This window comes from Oceanisphaera arctica (assembly GCF_002936955.1).
GTDB classification, from domain to species: Bacteria; Pseudomonadota; Gammaproteobacteria; order Enterobacterales; family Aeromonadaceae; genus Oceanimonas; species Oceanimonas arctica.
Window position 1 is genome coordinate 36,993 of the sequence record NZ_MPZM01000018.1, and the last position, 15,562, is coordinate 52,554.

The 15,562-nt window shown below is 57.5% G+C and carries 13 protein-coding genes and 3 tRNA genes; 3 read left to right on the forward strand and 13 right to left on the reverse strand.

Annotated elements, in window-relative coordinates:
* Window positions 1-17: 17 nt before the first annotated feature.
* Window positions 18-1,667 (reverse strand): phosphate ABC transporter permease PstA, encoded by a 1,650-nt coding sequence (gene pstA / locus UN63_RS09820; RefSeq protein WP_104486582.1) that lies wholly within the window; start codon window positions 1,665-1,667, stop codon window positions 18-20.
* A gap of 14 nt (window positions 1,668-1,681) precedes the next feature.
* Window positions 1,682-3,925: an ABC transporter permease subunit gene (locus UN63_RS09825; RefSeq protein ID WP_104486583.1), complete on the reverse strand. Its 2,244-nt coding sequence runs from the start codon at window positions 3,923-3,925 to the stop codon at window positions 1,682-1,684.
* Between the two features lie 167 nt (window positions 3,926-4,092).
* On the opposite strand from UN63_RS09825, the gene UN63_RS09830 reads away from it, so the two are divergent.
* On the forward strand, window positions 4,093-4,593 hold the full coding sequence (locus UN63_RS09830; protein ID WP_104486584.1) for a glycine cleavage system transcriptional repressor: 501 nt from the start codon (window positions 4,093-4,095) through the stop codon (window positions 4,591-4,593).
* 195 nt (window positions 4,594-4,788) lie between these two features.
* Here UN63_RS09830 and tadA read toward each other — a convergent pair whose 3' ends face one another.
* A complete protein-coding gene (tadA, locus tag UN63_RS09835; RefSeq protein ID WP_104486585.1) occupies window positions 4,789-5,277 on the reverse strand; it encodes a tRNA adenosine(34) deaminase TadA in 489 nt (162 codons plus the stop codon).
* Between the two features lie 287 nt (window positions 5,278-5,564).
* On the opposite strand from tadA, the gene UN63_RS09840 reads away from it, so the two are divergent.
* Window positions 5,565-5,641: transfer RNA gene (locus UN63_RS09840), tRNA-Pro, on the forward strand.
* A gap of 105 nt (window positions 5,642-5,746) precedes the next feature.
* On the opposite strand, the gene UN63_RS09845 is transcribed toward UN63_RS09840, so the two are convergent.
* The 7 genes from UN63_RS09845 to UN63_RS09875 form a co-directional block, all read right to left on the reverse strand.
* Window positions 5,747-6,208 (reverse strand): GNAT family N-acetyltransferase, encoded by a 462-nt coding sequence (locus UN63_RS09845; protein WP_104486586.1) that lies wholly within the window; start codon window positions 6,206-6,208, stop codon window positions 5,747-5,749.
* Between the two features lie 123 nt (window positions 6,209-6,331).
* Window positions 6,332-7,558 (reverse strand): organoarsenical effux MFS transporter ArsJ, encoded by a 1,227-nt coding sequence (arsJ, locus tag UN63_RS09850; protein WP_104486587.1) that lies wholly within the window; start codon window positions 7,556-7,558, stop codon window positions 6,332-6,334.
* Window positions 7,558-8,571 (reverse strand): ArsJ-associated glyceraldehyde-3-phosphate dehydrogenase, encoded by a 1,014-nt coding sequence (locus UN63_RS09855; RefSeq protein WP_104486588.1) that lies wholly within the window; start codon window positions 8,569-8,571, stop codon window positions 7,558-7,560. Before UN63_RS09855 ends, arsJ begins: the two co-directional genes overlap by 1 nt.
* A gap of 346 nt (window positions 8,572-8,917) precedes the next feature.
* Entirely contained in the window at window positions 8,918-9,889 is a 972-nt protein-coding gene (locus UN63_RS09860; protein ID WP_104486589.1) for a PstS family phosphate ABC transporter substrate-binding protein, read from the reverse strand.
* A gap of 138 nt (window positions 9,890-10,027) precedes the next feature.
* Window positions 10,028-11,344 (reverse strand): phosphate regulon sensor histidine kinase PhoR, encoded by a 1,317-nt coding sequence (phoR, locus tag UN63_RS09865; protein WP_104486590.1) that lies wholly within the window; start codon window positions 11,342-11,344, stop codon window positions 10,028-10,030.
* Window positions 11,345-11,351: 7 nt separating this feature from the next.
* Window positions 11,352-12,041: a phosphate regulon transcriptional regulator PhoB gene (gene phoB, locus UN63_RS09870; protein WP_104486591.1), complete on the reverse strand. Its 690-nt coding sequence runs from the start codon at window positions 12,039-12,041 to the stop codon at window positions 11,352-11,354.
* An 88-nt stretch (window positions 12,042-12,129) separates the two neighbouring features.
* Window positions 12,130-12,588, reverse strand: a complete 459-nt coding sequence (locus tag UN63_RS09875) for an N-acetyltransferase (RefSeq protein ID WP_104486592.1) — start codon at window positions 12,586-12,588, stop codon at window positions 12,130-12,132.
* Between the two features lie 172 nt (window positions 12,589-12,760).
* Between UN63_RS09875 and rdgC the strand changes: the two genes are divergently transcribed.
* A complete protein-coding gene (gene rdgC, locus UN63_RS09880; RefSeq protein WP_104486593.1) occupies window positions 12,761-13,669 on the forward strand; it encodes a recombination-associated protein RdgC in 909 nt (302 codons plus the stop codon).
* Window positions 13,670-14,160: 491 nt separating this feature from the next.
* Here the strand turns inward: rdgC and nadA are convergent, their stop codons facing one another.
* From nadA to UN63_RS09895, 3 genes are all read right to left on the reverse strand, one after another.
* Window positions 14,161-15,222, reverse strand: a complete 1,062-nt coding sequence (gene nadA / locus UN63_RS09885; RefSeq protein ID WP_104486594.1) for a quinolinate synthase NadA — start codon at window positions 15,220-15,222, stop codon at window positions 14,161-14,163.
* A 140-nt stretch (window positions 15,223-15,362) separates the two neighbouring features.
* Window positions 15,363-15,438, reverse strand: a tRNA-Lys gene (locus UN63_RS09890).
* Window positions 15,439-15,475: 37 nt separating this feature from the next.
* Window positions 15,476-15,551 (reverse strand) — tRNA-Val (locus UN63_RS09895).
* Window positions 15,552-15,562: the final 11 nt, after the last annotated feature.

Consider the following 15,562-nt stretch of genomic DNA (forward strand, 5'->3'; position numbering starts at 1 on the left):
GATGGGCTGTCCTGAACTTACTGATCAAGAGAGCGGAATTTTTCACGCAGGTGATTACGAATACCGATGGCGGTCAGGTTAAGACCGACGATCACCGTCACCAGCAGGAAGGAGGTCGCATATACCAGTGGTCGCGCCGCTTCCACGTTGGGGCTCTGAAAACCCACATCGTAGATATGAAAGCCTAGGTGCATGAATTTACGCTCTACATGCAGATAGGGGAAGTTACCGTCCACCGGCAGGCTGGGTGCCAGCTTCACCACGCCCACCAGCATCAGCGGTGCCACTTCGCCCGCAGCCCGGGCAATCGCCAGAATAAGACCGGTCATGATCGCCGGGCTGGCCATGGGGATCACGATGCGCCACAGGGTTTCCGCCTTGGTGGCCCCCAGTGCCAGCGAGCCCTGGCGTACTGCGCTCGGAATCCGCGACAAGCCTTCTTCGGTAGACACTATCACCACCGGCAGAGTCAGAATAGCCAGCGTCAGCGCCGACCACAGCACCCCGGGCGAGCCAAAGGTCGGTGTGGGCAGCGACTCGGGATAAAACAGCTGATCGAGCGAGCCCCCCACCATGTAAACGAAGAAGCCCAGACCGAACACCCCGTACACAATAGACGGCACCCCCGCCAGATTGATGACCGCGATGCGGATAATCTTGGTCAGGTTGTTCTTGCCCGCATACTCGTGCAGATAAATGGCCGCCACCACCCCCAGCGGGGTCACGATAATGGCCATCAGTATCACCATGAATACGGTGCCGAAGATGGCCGGGAACACGCCGCCCTCGGTATTGGCTTCGCGGGGTTCGCCACTGACAAACTTGCCGATTTGCGAAAACCAGTGCAGTACCTTGGCCACCGGACCCATGTCGTTGGGCCAGGTCACATCCAGCACATTACCCAGCGACAGCGTGACTTCCTGGCCACGCATGTCCCGCACCACCACATTATCGCGGCGGGCCTCTTCACGCAGGGCAAACAGCTGCTTTTCCAGCACCTGATAATCGGCTCTAAGCTGTTGCTCCTCGGCCTGAATCTCGGCCAGTGCCTCGTCGGTCGCTTCGCCATCCAATTCCAGTCGACGCTGCTTGAGGCGCAGCTTTTCCAGCTCGAAGTTGATGGTGCCAATCTCGCCCCGCTGCAGGGCTTTCATCTGGCTGTTCAGCTCGCTTACCCGCTCGATACGGCGCTTGAGCTGCTCGCGCACGTCGCCACCGACGGCATTGCCGCCTTCCTGTACCCGTTCGACATAACCGTAGAAGTTGCCGTGAGTGGAACGCTCCAGCACCGCCAGCTCGGTCGGCTCCTGACGGGAAACGATGTCGGTTTCCAGCAACCAGCGAAAATCGAGCTGCACAAATTCCCGGTTACCGGTCTTGACCAGATAACGAGTCAGGGTCTCGGAAGTCACGCCTTCCAGCGTTAGCCCCGCACCGCGTAACTGCGCCACCGGCACCACTTCCCGATCATGAATTTCACCGATAACGGTCTGGCGATCACCCGCCGGCGAGCTGACCTGCCATTCGTAGATGGCATGCGGCCAGAAAAACGTCAGGCCACGCCAGCCAATCAACAACAATAACCCCAGTACCGCCACCAGGCTGATACTGACAGCGCCACCGGTCATCCAGATCCAGGGCGCCCCCGATTTAAACCATTTCCTCATGAGTCGTCCCGCCCTTACATTGAACTGTATTTGTCACGCAGCCGCTGGCGAACAAACTCCGCGACCGTGTTGACCATGAAGGTGAAAACAAAAAGTACCAAGGCCGCCAGGAACAATACCCGGTAATGTGAGCTGTTGACCTCGGCTTCCGGCATTTCCACCGCGATATTGGCCGACAAGGTCCGCATGCCGTTAAAGATGCTGAAATCCATCACCGGCGTGTTACCGGTGGCCATCAGCACGATCATGGTTTCACCCACGGCCCGGCCCAGCCCCATCATCACCGCCGAAAAAATACCGGGGCTGGCGGTCAGCATCACCACCCGGGTCAGGGTCTGCCAGGTGGTAGCACCCAGCGCCAGCGAGCCGTTGGACAGGTGCCGGGGCACCGAGAACACCGCATCTTCGGCAATGGAAAAGATGGTCGGGATCACCGCAAAGCCCATTGCGATACCCACCACCAGCGAGTTGCGCTGGTCAAAATCGATACCCAGCTCGTTGGTGAGAAAGCTGCGGGCATTGCCGCCGAAAAACAGGGTTTCTACCATGGGGCTGAAGGCAAAGGACATCCAGCCCACCAGCACCACCAGCGGCAGCAACAATATGCATTGCCAGCCTTCGGGCACCGCATTACGAATGTTTTTGGGCAGGTGATGCCAGACAAAAGCCATCAGCAATATCGACACTGGCATCATCACCAGCAGGATCACCATGCCCGGCAAATGGTTTTCTATCAGCGGCGCCAGCCAGAGACCGGCCAGAAAGCCGAGGATCACTGTCGGCAGCGCCTCCATGATTTCCACCGTCGGCTTAACCACCTTGCGCAAACCAGAAGACATGAAGTAGGCGGTGTAAACGGCCCCGGCAATGGCGATGGGGACCGCAAACAACAGCGCATAGAAGGCCGCCTTGAGGGTACCGAAGGAGATGGGCACCAGGCTCAACTTGGACTCGAAGTCGCTGCTGCCGGAGGTGGACTGCCACACATATTGCGGCTCGGGATAGCCTTCGTACCACACCTTGGTCCACATGGCGCGCCAGGTCACTTCCGGGTGCTCGTTCTCCACATGGAAGGTGGACAGCTTGTCGCCATTGAGCAGCAGCAGCATGGAGTTACGGGGCGACATAGCCAGCGCCGAGACGCCATCACCCGCCAGCTTTTCGGAGAACAGACGAGAGCCGCCGGTGGTATGGAAGATATCCAGGCTGCCGTTGCTCGACGCCGTGACAAAGCCCTTGCGGTTCACCTCGGAGGTTATCTGAGCGATGGCGCCATTGGCCTCGAATTCACGGATGAAGGTAAATTCACGCTTGCCGTCGCGAGTCACCTCGAACCACTGGGACACCTTGCCGTTGTCGTTGGCCACCAGCAACGAGTTGCCGCCGGACAGCAGACTCAGGGAGCTGATATTGCCACCGGCGGCATTCATCGCCAGCACGTTACGCAGCCGTACCTTGTTGATATTACGCACGTCATAGATATAAACGTCGTTGTCGCTGCGCACAAACAGGAAGCGCAGGTTCGGGGTCAGCAACAACTGATCCACCTGCTCGGGCAAGCCCGGAATCGTCACCTGGGTGGCCTTGAGTTCAATTTCGCCGGTGATGAAGTTTTCCTTGCCGGCAAAACGGGTCAGGATCCCGATGCCGTCATCGGTGAGTGCTGCGGCCGCGAAATCGTCTCCGTTGCGCGCTATGGTGAGCTGACTCAGGGGACGCTGTTGCTCATCCAGCACCAGAGGCTGTTCGCCGAAGGGGAACTCCACTTCGGGCAGTATGGTGCGGACATTGTCCGGATAACTGACATTGAACTTGGGCGACAGCACCATCAGCCGACCATCGGCCAGACCATAGGCGACCATCTTGTCGGTAATGTTGCGGGCGACACTGGTCACCTCACCCTCGACCTTGAGGCTGTAAACCCGCTTGCCCTTTTCGGGCAAGGAATAGAAGTTCACTTCACCCCGATCGTTGAAGCGATACACCAGCTCGTTCTGCTCTTCAATACCCAGCAGTGCCGTCTTACCAATACCAATATCGGTAACAGTGTCGGACTCGACCAGGCTGAATTGTGGCCCTGGCTCGACCCGGGCATCGTCAAAAATCGGCTTCACCACATAGAGCAGGTAAAAGAAGATCAATAGCAGGGCCACCAGCACCAGAATGCCACCGGTGGTCACGCCTATATGCACCAGCCGGTCTTTAAACCAGCGTTTGCGGCTGCCCGACAGCGCCAGGGTTTGGGTTTCGGTCGACATCAGTCACCTCGATATATTTCCAGTTGCCCCTATTGTATGGCAAGTAAATGACAATTTTGTTACATCCATGAACCGTGAGCTGGATGCCGGTAAAATATGTTGGAACCATCTATCTTCAACTGGCAGCCATGTCTGTTTAAACATGTATTTTTACAAGGAGAAAACCCATGCAAACTCTGGTCGCCACCCTGATAGGTCCCGACAAGACCGGACTGGTCAAACAACTGGCCACGCTTATCAAACAACACCACGGCAGCTGGCAGGCCAGCGCCATGAGCGAACTGGCCGGTTACTTTGCCGGCATCGTCGAAATACGGGTGCCGGAGGAACACGGCGAGGCACTGGGTCAGGCGCTGCGTGCGCTGCCCGATTTTCAGGTACAGCTGGTAGAAGGAAGGCATCAACCCCTGCAGGGCCAGAAGCTGCAGCTGACCGTCACCGCCAACGACCGGCTGGGTATCATCGACGAGGTCACACAAGTGCTGAACCAACTCAATATCAGTGTGAAAACCCTCAAGACCGACAGCTACCCGGCGCCCACCACCGGCACCATGCTGTTTGAGGCCAACAGCACCCTGACCCTTCCCCATGGCCAGACCCTGAGCGATTTGCAGGCTCGGCTGGAAGCCCTCAGCGACGACTTGGTAGTCGACATCGATGTCGTGTGAGTTTCAATTATACCCATCTGGCTCGTTATCTGGTTAGAGTGCTCCAGAGGTAACACGGTAGCATCAAGGAGGACAAAGGGATCTGCTCCGCCGACCATCACATGACAGGGACGTCATGTGCTGAGCGTCACATGGATGTGCTTGAAGCGAGTCGGAGGAGCGGACCCTTTGTCCGGAGTCGATATAAAGACCTGTTTACTCCGCCGCCTGTTTGCGGGCGGCTTTTTTCTCTGCCCGGCGGCGCTTGAAGAAGGCGCTGAGCTGGGTGCCACAATCTTCGGCCAACAGGCCCGACTGCCAGGCCACCAGATGATTCAACCCGGGGGTGGCCAGTAGCTGCAACACCGAGTCTACTGCCCCGGTCTTGGCATCGGCGGCACCGTACACCAGCCGCTGAATGCGACTATGTACCATGGCGCCAGTGCACATCATGCAAGGCTCCAGGGTCACATAGAGGGTACAGTCCAGCAGCCGGTAATTGCCGATGGTCTGCCCGGCCTGACGCAGCGCCATGATTTCGGCATGGGCGGTGGCGTCATGGCTGCCGATGGACCTGTTCCAGCCCTCGCCGATACATTCGCCCTTGTACACCACCAGCGCCCCTACCGGCACCTCGTCTTCTGCCTCGGCCTTTGCCGCCAGCATCATGGCCCGGCGCATCCAGTATTCGTCTTGTTCGTTCATTACCGCCTCCGTTGGGACGCGTATTATGGCAAAAGACAAACCCGCTGCAAGCAAGGGTTGTCTGTGGATGCACATTGATCCAATCCGGCGAAGTCGGCCAAAGGGTCCGATTCGCCGACGTGGCCTGTTGGTGCCGTCTGCAGGCAACTCGGTGTTCAAGAATAGGCCTTAATATGATCAGATACTTAATGGAACTGGCATCACTGAGCAAGAAACCGGCAAACAAACCCGAATGAAGAAAAGAGACTTGCAGCGCCCAACCTGCCCCTATATAGTGAGCCCCGATTCGGCGTGTAGCGCAGCTTGGTAGCGCACTAGCATGGGGTGTTAGGGGTCGGAGGTTCGAATCCTCTCACGCCGACCAAATCAAATAAAAAACCCACCTTCTGGTGGGTTTTTTATTGCCTGCAATTTAACGCAAGAAAGAAGAGTCGCCTCACGACTGAAACCTCTTTCTCGCATGAGATTGTTAAATCTTGTTTTCCATCATAATTACCGATACCTGTTCGCCTCTGCGCTCAAGCTCGCGCTGTTCCAGACAGACAAACCCCATGCGTTCGAAAAAAGGCTGTGCGGTAATGCTGGCCTCGCAATAGAGTCGGCACAGACCGCGCGATGATGCCTCGGCTTTCAGTCGCTGCATCAGCGCCCGCCCCACACCCTCACCCTGATGGGCATGATGCACATAAAACAGATCGATGCGGCCATCGTCCCCCAGTTCGGCAAAGCCCAGCAGAAAATTGCCATCCATCGCCACCAGCGGGCGCGTGCGGATAAAACGACTGACCCAGCGCGGCTCGTCATATTCATCAGGCGCCCATACCGCCAGCTCGTTTGCACTGTAATCGACCTGGTTGATGCGGTGCACGGTCTCATGGAACAAACGCCAGATATTGCCTGTTTCACCGCTGCGGACCTTCCTGATTTCCATGCTGACTCCTGCCAATACCTGTGTATGCCTATACCTCTGCTCTCTCTATCTAGCCACAGTTACCTGAAATAAAAAAGCGGCATGATTGCCGCTTTACCATATTTATTGCCTATATCGACCGAATCACTCGAGTTTAGGTAGTCGTTTTCGCTGCCGAGGCAGTTTAAGCGACAGCATCGCCGCCAGCAGCAGCAAACCGGCAGAAAGCCATAAGCAGGCCACCAGGCCTGACTGCTGATAAACCCAGCCCGACAGCAGAGTGCCCAGCAGGCGTCCCATTGCGTTGGCCATGTAATAGAAGCCCACATCCAGTGATACCCCATCGTCGCTGGCATAGCTGACGATCAGGTAGCTGTGCAGCGAGGAATTGATGGCGAAAATCGCACCGAACAGCAGCAGGCCACCAATCAGGGTTTCATGGGGGTATAAATCGGACCCTACCCCCAGGGCGATCAAGGCTGGCACCAGGGTCAGCCCCATCGCCCAGACGAAGGCTGCATGGCCATCAGGCACCTGCCCCGCTCGCTTACCGGTAACATACGGCGCCAACGACTGCACCAGGCCGTAGCCGATCACCCACAACGCCAGAAAGCCGCCGACCCGCCAGTGATCCCAGCCAAACTCACTGGCCAGAAACACCGGCAAGGCCACCACAAACCAGACATCCCGGGCACCGAACAGACAAAGGCGCGCCGCTGACAACACGTTAATAGCCCGACTCTTGGAAAAGAGTTCGGTGAACTTCGGCTTGTTGCGGGCCCGGCCCAGATCCTTTTTCAGCATGATGACGCTGAACAACCACACCAATGCCAGCATGGATGCCATGGCCGCCACGGCGCCACCGAAGCCGAGCCACGCCAGCAGAACACCACCGAGGAAGAACCCCGCCCCTTTCAAGGCGTTCTTGGAGCCAGTGAGCAGCGCTACCCACTGGTAGAGGCTGCCTTCCGCCTGTTTGGGTACCAGGCTCTTGATGGCACTCTTGGCGCTCATCTTGTTGAGATCCTTGGCGATGCCCGACAGTGCCTGCGCCATCATCACCCAGGGCACCGTCAGCCAGCTTACCGGCACCAGCAGCAAGGCCAGCGCCACGACCTGCAAGCCCAACCCTATGTTCATGGTGCGATTAAGGCCCAGATGCGCGCCCAACCAACCGCCCACCAGATTGGTAATTACCCCGAAGCATTCATAAAACAGAAACAACAGGGCAATGTTCAGCGGACTGTAACCCAGGCCGTAAAAGTGCAGCACCACCAGCATGCGCAGGGCGCCGTCGGTAAGCGTAAAGGCCCAGTAGTTGCCGGTGATCAGCAAGTACTGGCGCAGCTCGGGAGATAGCCGTGACAGCATTAGCCAGCCAGGTCCCGCCGGCCTACCTTGAGCGCCAGCTCGGCGGTACGATTGGCATAACCCCACTCGTTGTCATACCAGGCGTAAAGTTTGAGCTGCGTGCCGTTCACCACCATGGTCGACAGGGCATCGATGATGCTGGAACGCGGGTCCGTCTTGTAATCCACCGACACCAGCGGGCGTTCTTCAAAGCCGAGAATGCCCTTGAGCTCACCGTCGGCGGCGGCCTTGAGCAGCGCATTGACCTCTACCTCCGTGGTGGCGTTTTCCAGCTCGAATACGCAGTCGGTGAGCGAGGCATTGGCCAACGGCACCCGCACCGCATGACCATTCAGCTTGCCCTTGAGCTCGGGGAAGATATGGGTGATGGCCGTGGCAGAGCCGGTGGTGGTGGGGATCAGGCTCTGGCCACAGGCCCGGGCCCGGCGCAGGTCTTTATGGGGCGCATCCAGTATGGTCTGGGTATTGGTAATATCGTGAATGGTGGTCATGGAGCCGTGCTTGATGCCAAGCCGCTCGTGAATCACCTTGACCACCGGCGCCAGACAGTTGGTGGTGCAGGAGGCGGCGGTAACGATGGTATGCAGCTCGGGATCATAAAGATGATCGTTCACCCCCATCACCACATTGAGTACGCCTTCTTCCTTTACCGGCGCCGTCACCACCACCCGCTTCACCCCCTGCTCCAGATAAGCCTGCAACAGAGACGTGGTTTTCATCTTGCCGGAAGCCTCGATAACCAGGTCACAGCCGGACCAGTCGGTCTCGTCGATGGTGCTGTTCTGGCTGCAGCGGATACGCCGATCGCCTATCACCATCTCGTCCCCTTCGGCTACCGCCTCATGGGCCCAGCGCCCGTGCACCGAGTCGAAAGTCAGCAGATGCGCCAGGGTAGCCGCGTCACCGGCCGGATCGTTGACTTGCACAAACTCCAGCTCGTCCCATTCCCAGGCCGCCCTGAGCGCCAACCGCCCCATGCGACCGAAGCCGTTAATGCCGACTCTAATACTCATTCCTGCTCTCCCTTGTTTAATGTTTTAGCCAGACATTCGCATATCGGCCAAAGGGCCCGCTCCGCCGACTCGTCGTGAATCCATCCATGGAGACTCAACCGCGCCATCCGTGGCGCGGCCGGGAAATGCTCCTGCCATCCAGGCATTCCCACCATCCATGGTGGTCAGATGGTCGGCTGAGCAGATCCCTTTGCCCTCTAAAAGTATTGATATCGCCTGATGGTACCGCCAACAGCCAACTCGGAACGTCAAAAAGAATATATGAAAAATCATATAAATAGAATGCAAAAAAAACCCCGGGTGGCCCCGGGGAATCTTCACTACGACGGTAGATGCATTGGCCGATTTAGTTCAGACCCAATTTTTTCAGGTCGGCGGCAATCACGGCGGCCGGTACCGGAACATAGCCGTCTTTATCGACGATTTCCTGACCCTGCTTGGACAGCATCAGCTTGACGAACTCGGCTTCCATCGGCCCCAGCGGCTGGTTGGGGTGCTTGTTGACGTAAACGTAGAGGAAGCGCGACAGCGGGTAGTCGCCACTGATGGCGTTATCGGCGTTGGCGGCAACGTAATCGGTAGAGCCGGCTTCGGCCAGCGGCACCGCACGTACGCTCGAGGTGCTGTAACCCAGGCCGGAATAACCGATGGCGTTCAGGGAGGAAGACACCGACTGCACCACAGAGGCGGAGCCGGGCTGCTCGTTGACGTTGTTCTTGAAGTCACCCTTGCACAAGGCTTCATCCTTGAAGTAACCGTAGGTACCGGAGACCGAGTTGCGACCATAGAGCTGGATGTCGCGCTTGCCCCAGTCACCGGTCAGACCGGTCTGGCCCCACTTGGTGATTTGCTCGTTGTTGCCGCAGCTCAGGGTGCTGGAGAAGATGGCATCCACCTGATCGATGCTCAGACCTTCGATGGGGTTGTCTTTATGCACGAATACCGCCAGGGCATCGATGGCGACACGTACCGGCGTCGGCTTGTAACCGTAACGCTTTTCGAAGGCTTCGACTTCGTTGCTCTTCATGGCGCGGCTCATGGGCCCGAACTGAGCGGTGCCTTCGGTCAAGGCGGCGGGTGCCGTTGAAGAGCCGGCGGCCTGAATCTGCACGTTGACGTTGGGATAGCTGCGCTTGAATTCTTCGGCCCACAGGGTTGCCATGTTGGCCAGGGTGTCAGAACCCACAGAAGACAGGTTGCCGGAAATACCGCTGACCTTCTCGTAATCCGGAAGGGAGCTGTCTACGGTAGCCAGCGCAGCCGTGGAAGCCAGTGCTGCGGTCAAACCAAGAGCTGTTACCAGTTTGTTCAGTTTCATCCTTAATCTCCAATCTGATTTCTGAGTTCGGTCTTTCAAGACGCGGTCAGTATTGCCGCCGGTGATGACAACTATATGAAGCCGAAGTGACACAATTATGACAACCAGACAGGAAAACCATCGCCGCAGTTTTCCGGCTCAGGCAATGGCCCGGCTGGGGTTGTCCTGCACCAACAACCGCTCGGGCAGAATAAAACTGAAACAGCTGCCCTCGCCGACCTTGCTGCTGATATCGAGATGGGAGTCGTGATGGCCCAGCGCATGCTTGACGATGGCCAACCCCAGCCCGGAACCTCCGGTCTGTCGGCTGCGCGCCTTGTCGACCCGATAGAAACGTTCGGTCAGGCGGGCAATATGCCCGGGCGCGATACCTTCACCGTTATCGGTGACCGCAAAGCGACCATTCTGGCCCACCCTACCCCACTCCACCGTGATGCGAGTGCCTGGTGGTGAGTGACGGACGGCGTTGTAGACCAGGTTGGAAAGGGCGCTGCGCAACTGCTCCTGATCACCCCGCACCTTGAGGCCGGCATCCACCAGAAAGCTGAACTCATGATGCTTGTCGGCGCTCAGAGCCAGCGCTTCCTGCTCCAGCATCGTCAGCATGGTCGGAATATCGACAATCTTGCTGGTATCTATGGTGGCCGAAGCTTCAATCCGGGTCAGAGTCATCAGCTGGTTCACCAGGGCATCCATACGCTGGGTCTGCTCCAGCATCACCTTCTGGGTTTTATGCCACCTTTCCTCGGAGGGCCGTTCTTCGAGCATTTCGAGATAGCCCTTGAGCACCGTCAGTGGCGTTCGCAACTCGTGGGACACGTTAGCCACAAACGACTTGCGCATCTGCTCCAGGCTTCTCAACCGGGTCACGTCACGTACCACCAGCATGGCCTGATCTTCGGTGTAGGGCATGATGCGACATTCGATCAGTTTTTCTTCGTTAATCGGCGAAGGCAGTTCAAGCGGCTCGAGAAACACCCCCCGCTCCATATAGGAGATAAACACAGGGGTACGGATCAGGTTGCCGATATGCTGGCCCGAATCTTCCGGCCAGCGAAACCCCAGCAGTTGCTGGGCCAGTTTGTTGCACCAGATGATGCTGCCGTCGCGGCGAAACACCACGGCCGCATCGGGCAGCGCTTCGGCGCCTTCCCGAAAACGACGTATCAGGTTGGCCAGTTCACGCCGCCGGGCCCGCTGGCGTTGCTGCAGACGGTAAATACCGTTGAAAATGGCTTCCCAACTGCCCTGACCTTGAGGCGGCGTCAGGCTGCGGTCACGCCACAGCCAGACTGCCAGCTTGTGCTGAAAACGGTAATGCCACAACAGATGCAATACCGTGCCTGCCAGCAGCCCCAGCGCAACCCTGTTCAGTAACAGGCCGAGCAGAAAAAAGGCCAGATAGTAGAAGATTAACCGCCACCATAAACCGTGGCTGGATTCTTGTGACTGCATACAGGCCTCATAGGCGCGTTGAGAAGCGATACCCAGCACCGCGTACCGTCTGGATCAACTTGTCGTGGCCCGACTCCGACACCGCCTTGCGCAGCCGCCGGATATGCACATCCACGGTTCTGTCTTCCACGTATACGTTGGTGCCCCACACATTATTGAGCAACTGCTCGCGGCTGTATACCCGCTCCTGATGGGTCATGAAAAAATGCAGCAGCTTGAATTCGGTGGGGCCCATGTCGAGTTGCAGGTGATTGGCACTGACACGGTGGCTCACCGGATCCAGCTTGAGACCCTGTACTTCAATGACGTCGTCCACCGCCGTCGGCGCCACCCGGCGCAATACCGCCTTCAGACGGGAGGTCAGTTCCTTGGGAGAGAAAGGCTTGGTAATGTAATCGTCGGCGCCCACATCCAGCCCCTTGATTTTGTCTTCTTCTTCGGCGCGGGCGGTGAGCATGATCACCGGGATCTGGCGGGTCAGTTCGTCCTGCTTGAGGTGCTTGATCAACTGAATACCGCTGCCGCCGGGCAGCATCCAGTCCAGCAGTATCAGTTCGGGATAGGGCTCCTTGATCATGGCCAGCGCCTGATCGTAATCTTCCGCCGAGTCGGTGGCAAAGCCCTTCTCCTCCAGCACAAAGCACAGCATCTCGCGGATGGCGGCTTCGTCTTCCACTACCAGTATTTTCCGGCTCATGTTCCAACTGTCCTTACAGATCTAGCGATGTGTATCGTCATTATTGACAGCAAGTGTGACAGTTTTATGAATTTATGACACCGCCATGTCAGCGAAGGGAACAACTGTCGTGCCGAAGCACACCGGCCCGATAGTTCATATGCAGTTCCGGCTGCCCCGTCGTCGGGTCCGTGCTTTCTGCGGTAATGGCAAAACCCTGTTGACGATAAAAATTAACGGCAATATCGTTTTCACAGAATACCTTGAGCAATAACCGCTGCCGCTGGCGTTTGGCCATGTCCAGCAGCGCCCTGCCGATGCCGTTTTGCTGACAGTCGGGCCGCACAAATAGCGCGGCCAGGTAGTCGTCCACCAGGGCCACAAAGCCCTGTACCTCGCCGTTTCTTTCGCAGACCCATATCTGTGCCAGGGGCAAATAGCGGGCCCGCATTTTTTCCTGCTGCTGCCACCAGAAGGCCGCCGGTATAAAATCATGAGCCTGTAACGACGCCAGCAGCCAGACATCCAGAATGGCATCGGTATCCTCGGGCGTGGCTTGTCGTATCATCACACTCTCTCCGACTTTCGTTTACCTGAGTGTATAGAGGCACCACCACATCGAATCGGCTTTAATCAGGCACTGTGAGCAGGATCGGCCTTTATTGGCCGGGAATGACTACCTGATCACAAAGCCGCTTTGCAGTACAATGCGTTTTTTCCGGCTCGTTACCGAGGACGCTATGTGGTTTAAGAACCTGCAGATTTATCGTTTTACCCGCCCTTTCGATGTCACCCTTGAAGATCTGGAAAAGCAGCTTGAAGCCCTGCCCTTCAGCCCCTGTGGCAGTCAGGAGCAGGCAAAATTCGGCTGGATCTCGCCGCTGGGCAAACAGGGCCATGCCCTGACCCACAGCGCCGACGACCAGATCCTGATTTGCGCCAAGAAAGAAGAAAAAATGCTGCCCGGCTCGGTCGTCAACGACATGGTGGCCGAAAAGGTGGAGGCGCTGGAAATCGAGCAAGGTCGCGCGCTGAAGAAAAAAGAAAAAGAATCGATAAAAGAAGAGATCATCGTCACCCTGCTGCCCCGCGCCTTCAGCCGATTTCAGCAGACCTATGCCTGGATCAACCCCAAGGCCGGCTTTATTGCCGTGGATGCCAGCTCCGCCAAGCGGGCAGAAGATCTTCTGGCCCTGCTGCGCAAGAGCATCGGATCCTTGCCGGTCGTCCCGCTGGCCATGACCACGCCGCCCGAGCTGACCCTGACCGACTGGCTGAAAGAAGGCGCCGCCCCGGCCGGCCTGGCGCTGGAAGACGAAGCCGAACTGCGCTCCGCCCTGGAGCACGGCGGTATTATCCGCGCCAAGCAGCAGGACTTGCTCAGTGAAGAAATCAAGGCCCATCTCGAGGCCGACAAGCTGGTCACCAAGTTGGCACTGAACTGGGCCGAGACCATCAGCTTCGTGCTGAGTGACGACATGAGCGTCAAGCGGCTGAAGTTTTCCGAAGAGCTGCGCGAGCAGAATGACGACGTCACCAGCGAAGACGTGGCCGCCCGCTTCGACGCCGACTTCGCCCTGGTCACCGGCGAGCTGTCTCGCTTTATTCCCGACTTGATCGAAGCCCTCGGCGGCGAAGAAAACAGATAACAGACAGCTGGAAGCCGTAAGCTTTAAGCTTTAATACCAAACAGAGTAAATAACTGATCTATTTGGTTGCTCTGCAAAGGTTGGACAAAGGGCCCGCTCCGCCGACACGCCGTGAATACCTCCATGTAGGCTCCGCCGCGCCATCCTTGGCGCGGAGGGTCGGCGGAGCAGATCCCTTTATCCTCCCTGATGCCAGGGAGTTGCCTGTTGGCATCGTCTACAGACAACTCGGTGCTTGAGAAGAGGCAACAGAGATCGACTACCACGACCGTGAAATGCCATGGACGGCATTTCCCGAGCCCTCAGGGATGAGTTTATGGCGTGTCGTGGGAGGCGGCTGTGTTGCCTCTGAGCTCGGGTTTAAAAATGATCAGATGTTTATTCAAATTGGTATAAGTTAAAACCACCCATAAAAAACCGGCGCCAAGATTAATCTTGGCGCCGGTTTTGTTTTAGCTTCCAGCTGATCGCTTACGGCTTAAAGCTCGCCGTTAGGCGTTGCCTTTCACCTTCATCTTGAGCTCGGCGGCGAAGTTCAGCATCCGCTCCAGCGGTATCATCGCCTTGATGCGGGTGTCTTCATCCACCTGTATCTCGTGGGTCTTGCCACCGTCACGCAGGGCATCGCGAATAGCCACCAGGCCGTTCATCGCCATCCAGGGGCAGTGGGCACAGCTGCGGCAGGTAGCACCGTTGCCACCGGTCGGCGCTTCGACCATCTCCTTGTCCGGACAGGCCTGCTGCATCTTGTAGAAGATACCCTTGTCGGTGGCCACAATCAGCTTCTGCTGCGGCAACGTCTGGGCCGCCTTGATCAGCTGACTGGTGGAGCCGACTGCATCGGCCAGCTCAATCACCGAGGCCGGTGATTCCGGGTGCACCAGCACGGCCGCATCCGGATTCTGCGCCTTCAGCTCTTTCAGGGCCTTGGCGCGAAACTCGTCGTGCACTATGCAGGCTGCCTGCCAGCGCAACATCTTGGCGCCGGTCTGCTTCTCGATATAGGCACCCAGGTGCTTGTCCGGTGCCCAGATGATCTTGTGCCCCTCGCTGTCCAGGTGCTCGACGATTTCCAGCGCTATGCTGGAGGTCACCACCCAGTCGGCCCGGGCTTTCACCGCCGCCGAGGTATTGGCGTACACCACTACGGTGTGATCCGGGTGCGAATCACAGAAGGCGGTGAACTCATCGGCCGGGCAACCCAGGTCGAGTGAACATTCGGCTTCCAGCGTGGGCATCAGCACGGTTTTTTCCGGGCTCAGGATCTTCGAGGTTTCCCCCATGAAGCGCACGCCGGCGACGATCAGGGTATCGGCCTGATGCTCCTTGCCGAAACGCGCCATTTCCAGCGAGTCGGACACGCAACCGCCGGTTTCCTCGGCCAATGCCTGGATCTCGGGGTCGGTATAGTAATGTGCCACCAGCACGGCGTTTCTGGCCTTGAGCAGGGCCTTGATTTCATCTTTCAGTACCAGCTGCTGATCAACTGTCAGCGGAGCCGGCTTGGCGGGAAAGGGGTAGTCAAACTCGAAAATATCGACAGCTTCAGTCATGTCCTGGTTCCAGTTGTTCCATCCGGATAACATCAATGGGGCATTATACAGTTACAGCGGCGTTAAACCCAAGTCGGGTACGGAATTAGCAGCGAACAGATAGGAATAACAGAAAAAACAGGGGGGTAACAACAAGAAGATGGTGGGTCGTGCGGGATTCGAACCTGCGACCAATTGATTAAAAGTCAACTGCTCTACCAACTGAGCTAACGACCCGACAATTCGATTTCAGAAGTGCGGTATAAACAAGATATGGTGGGTGATACTGGGCTCGAACCAGTGACCCCCTCCTTGTAAGGGAGGTGCTCTCCCAGCTGAGCTAATCACCCTGGGACTTGCG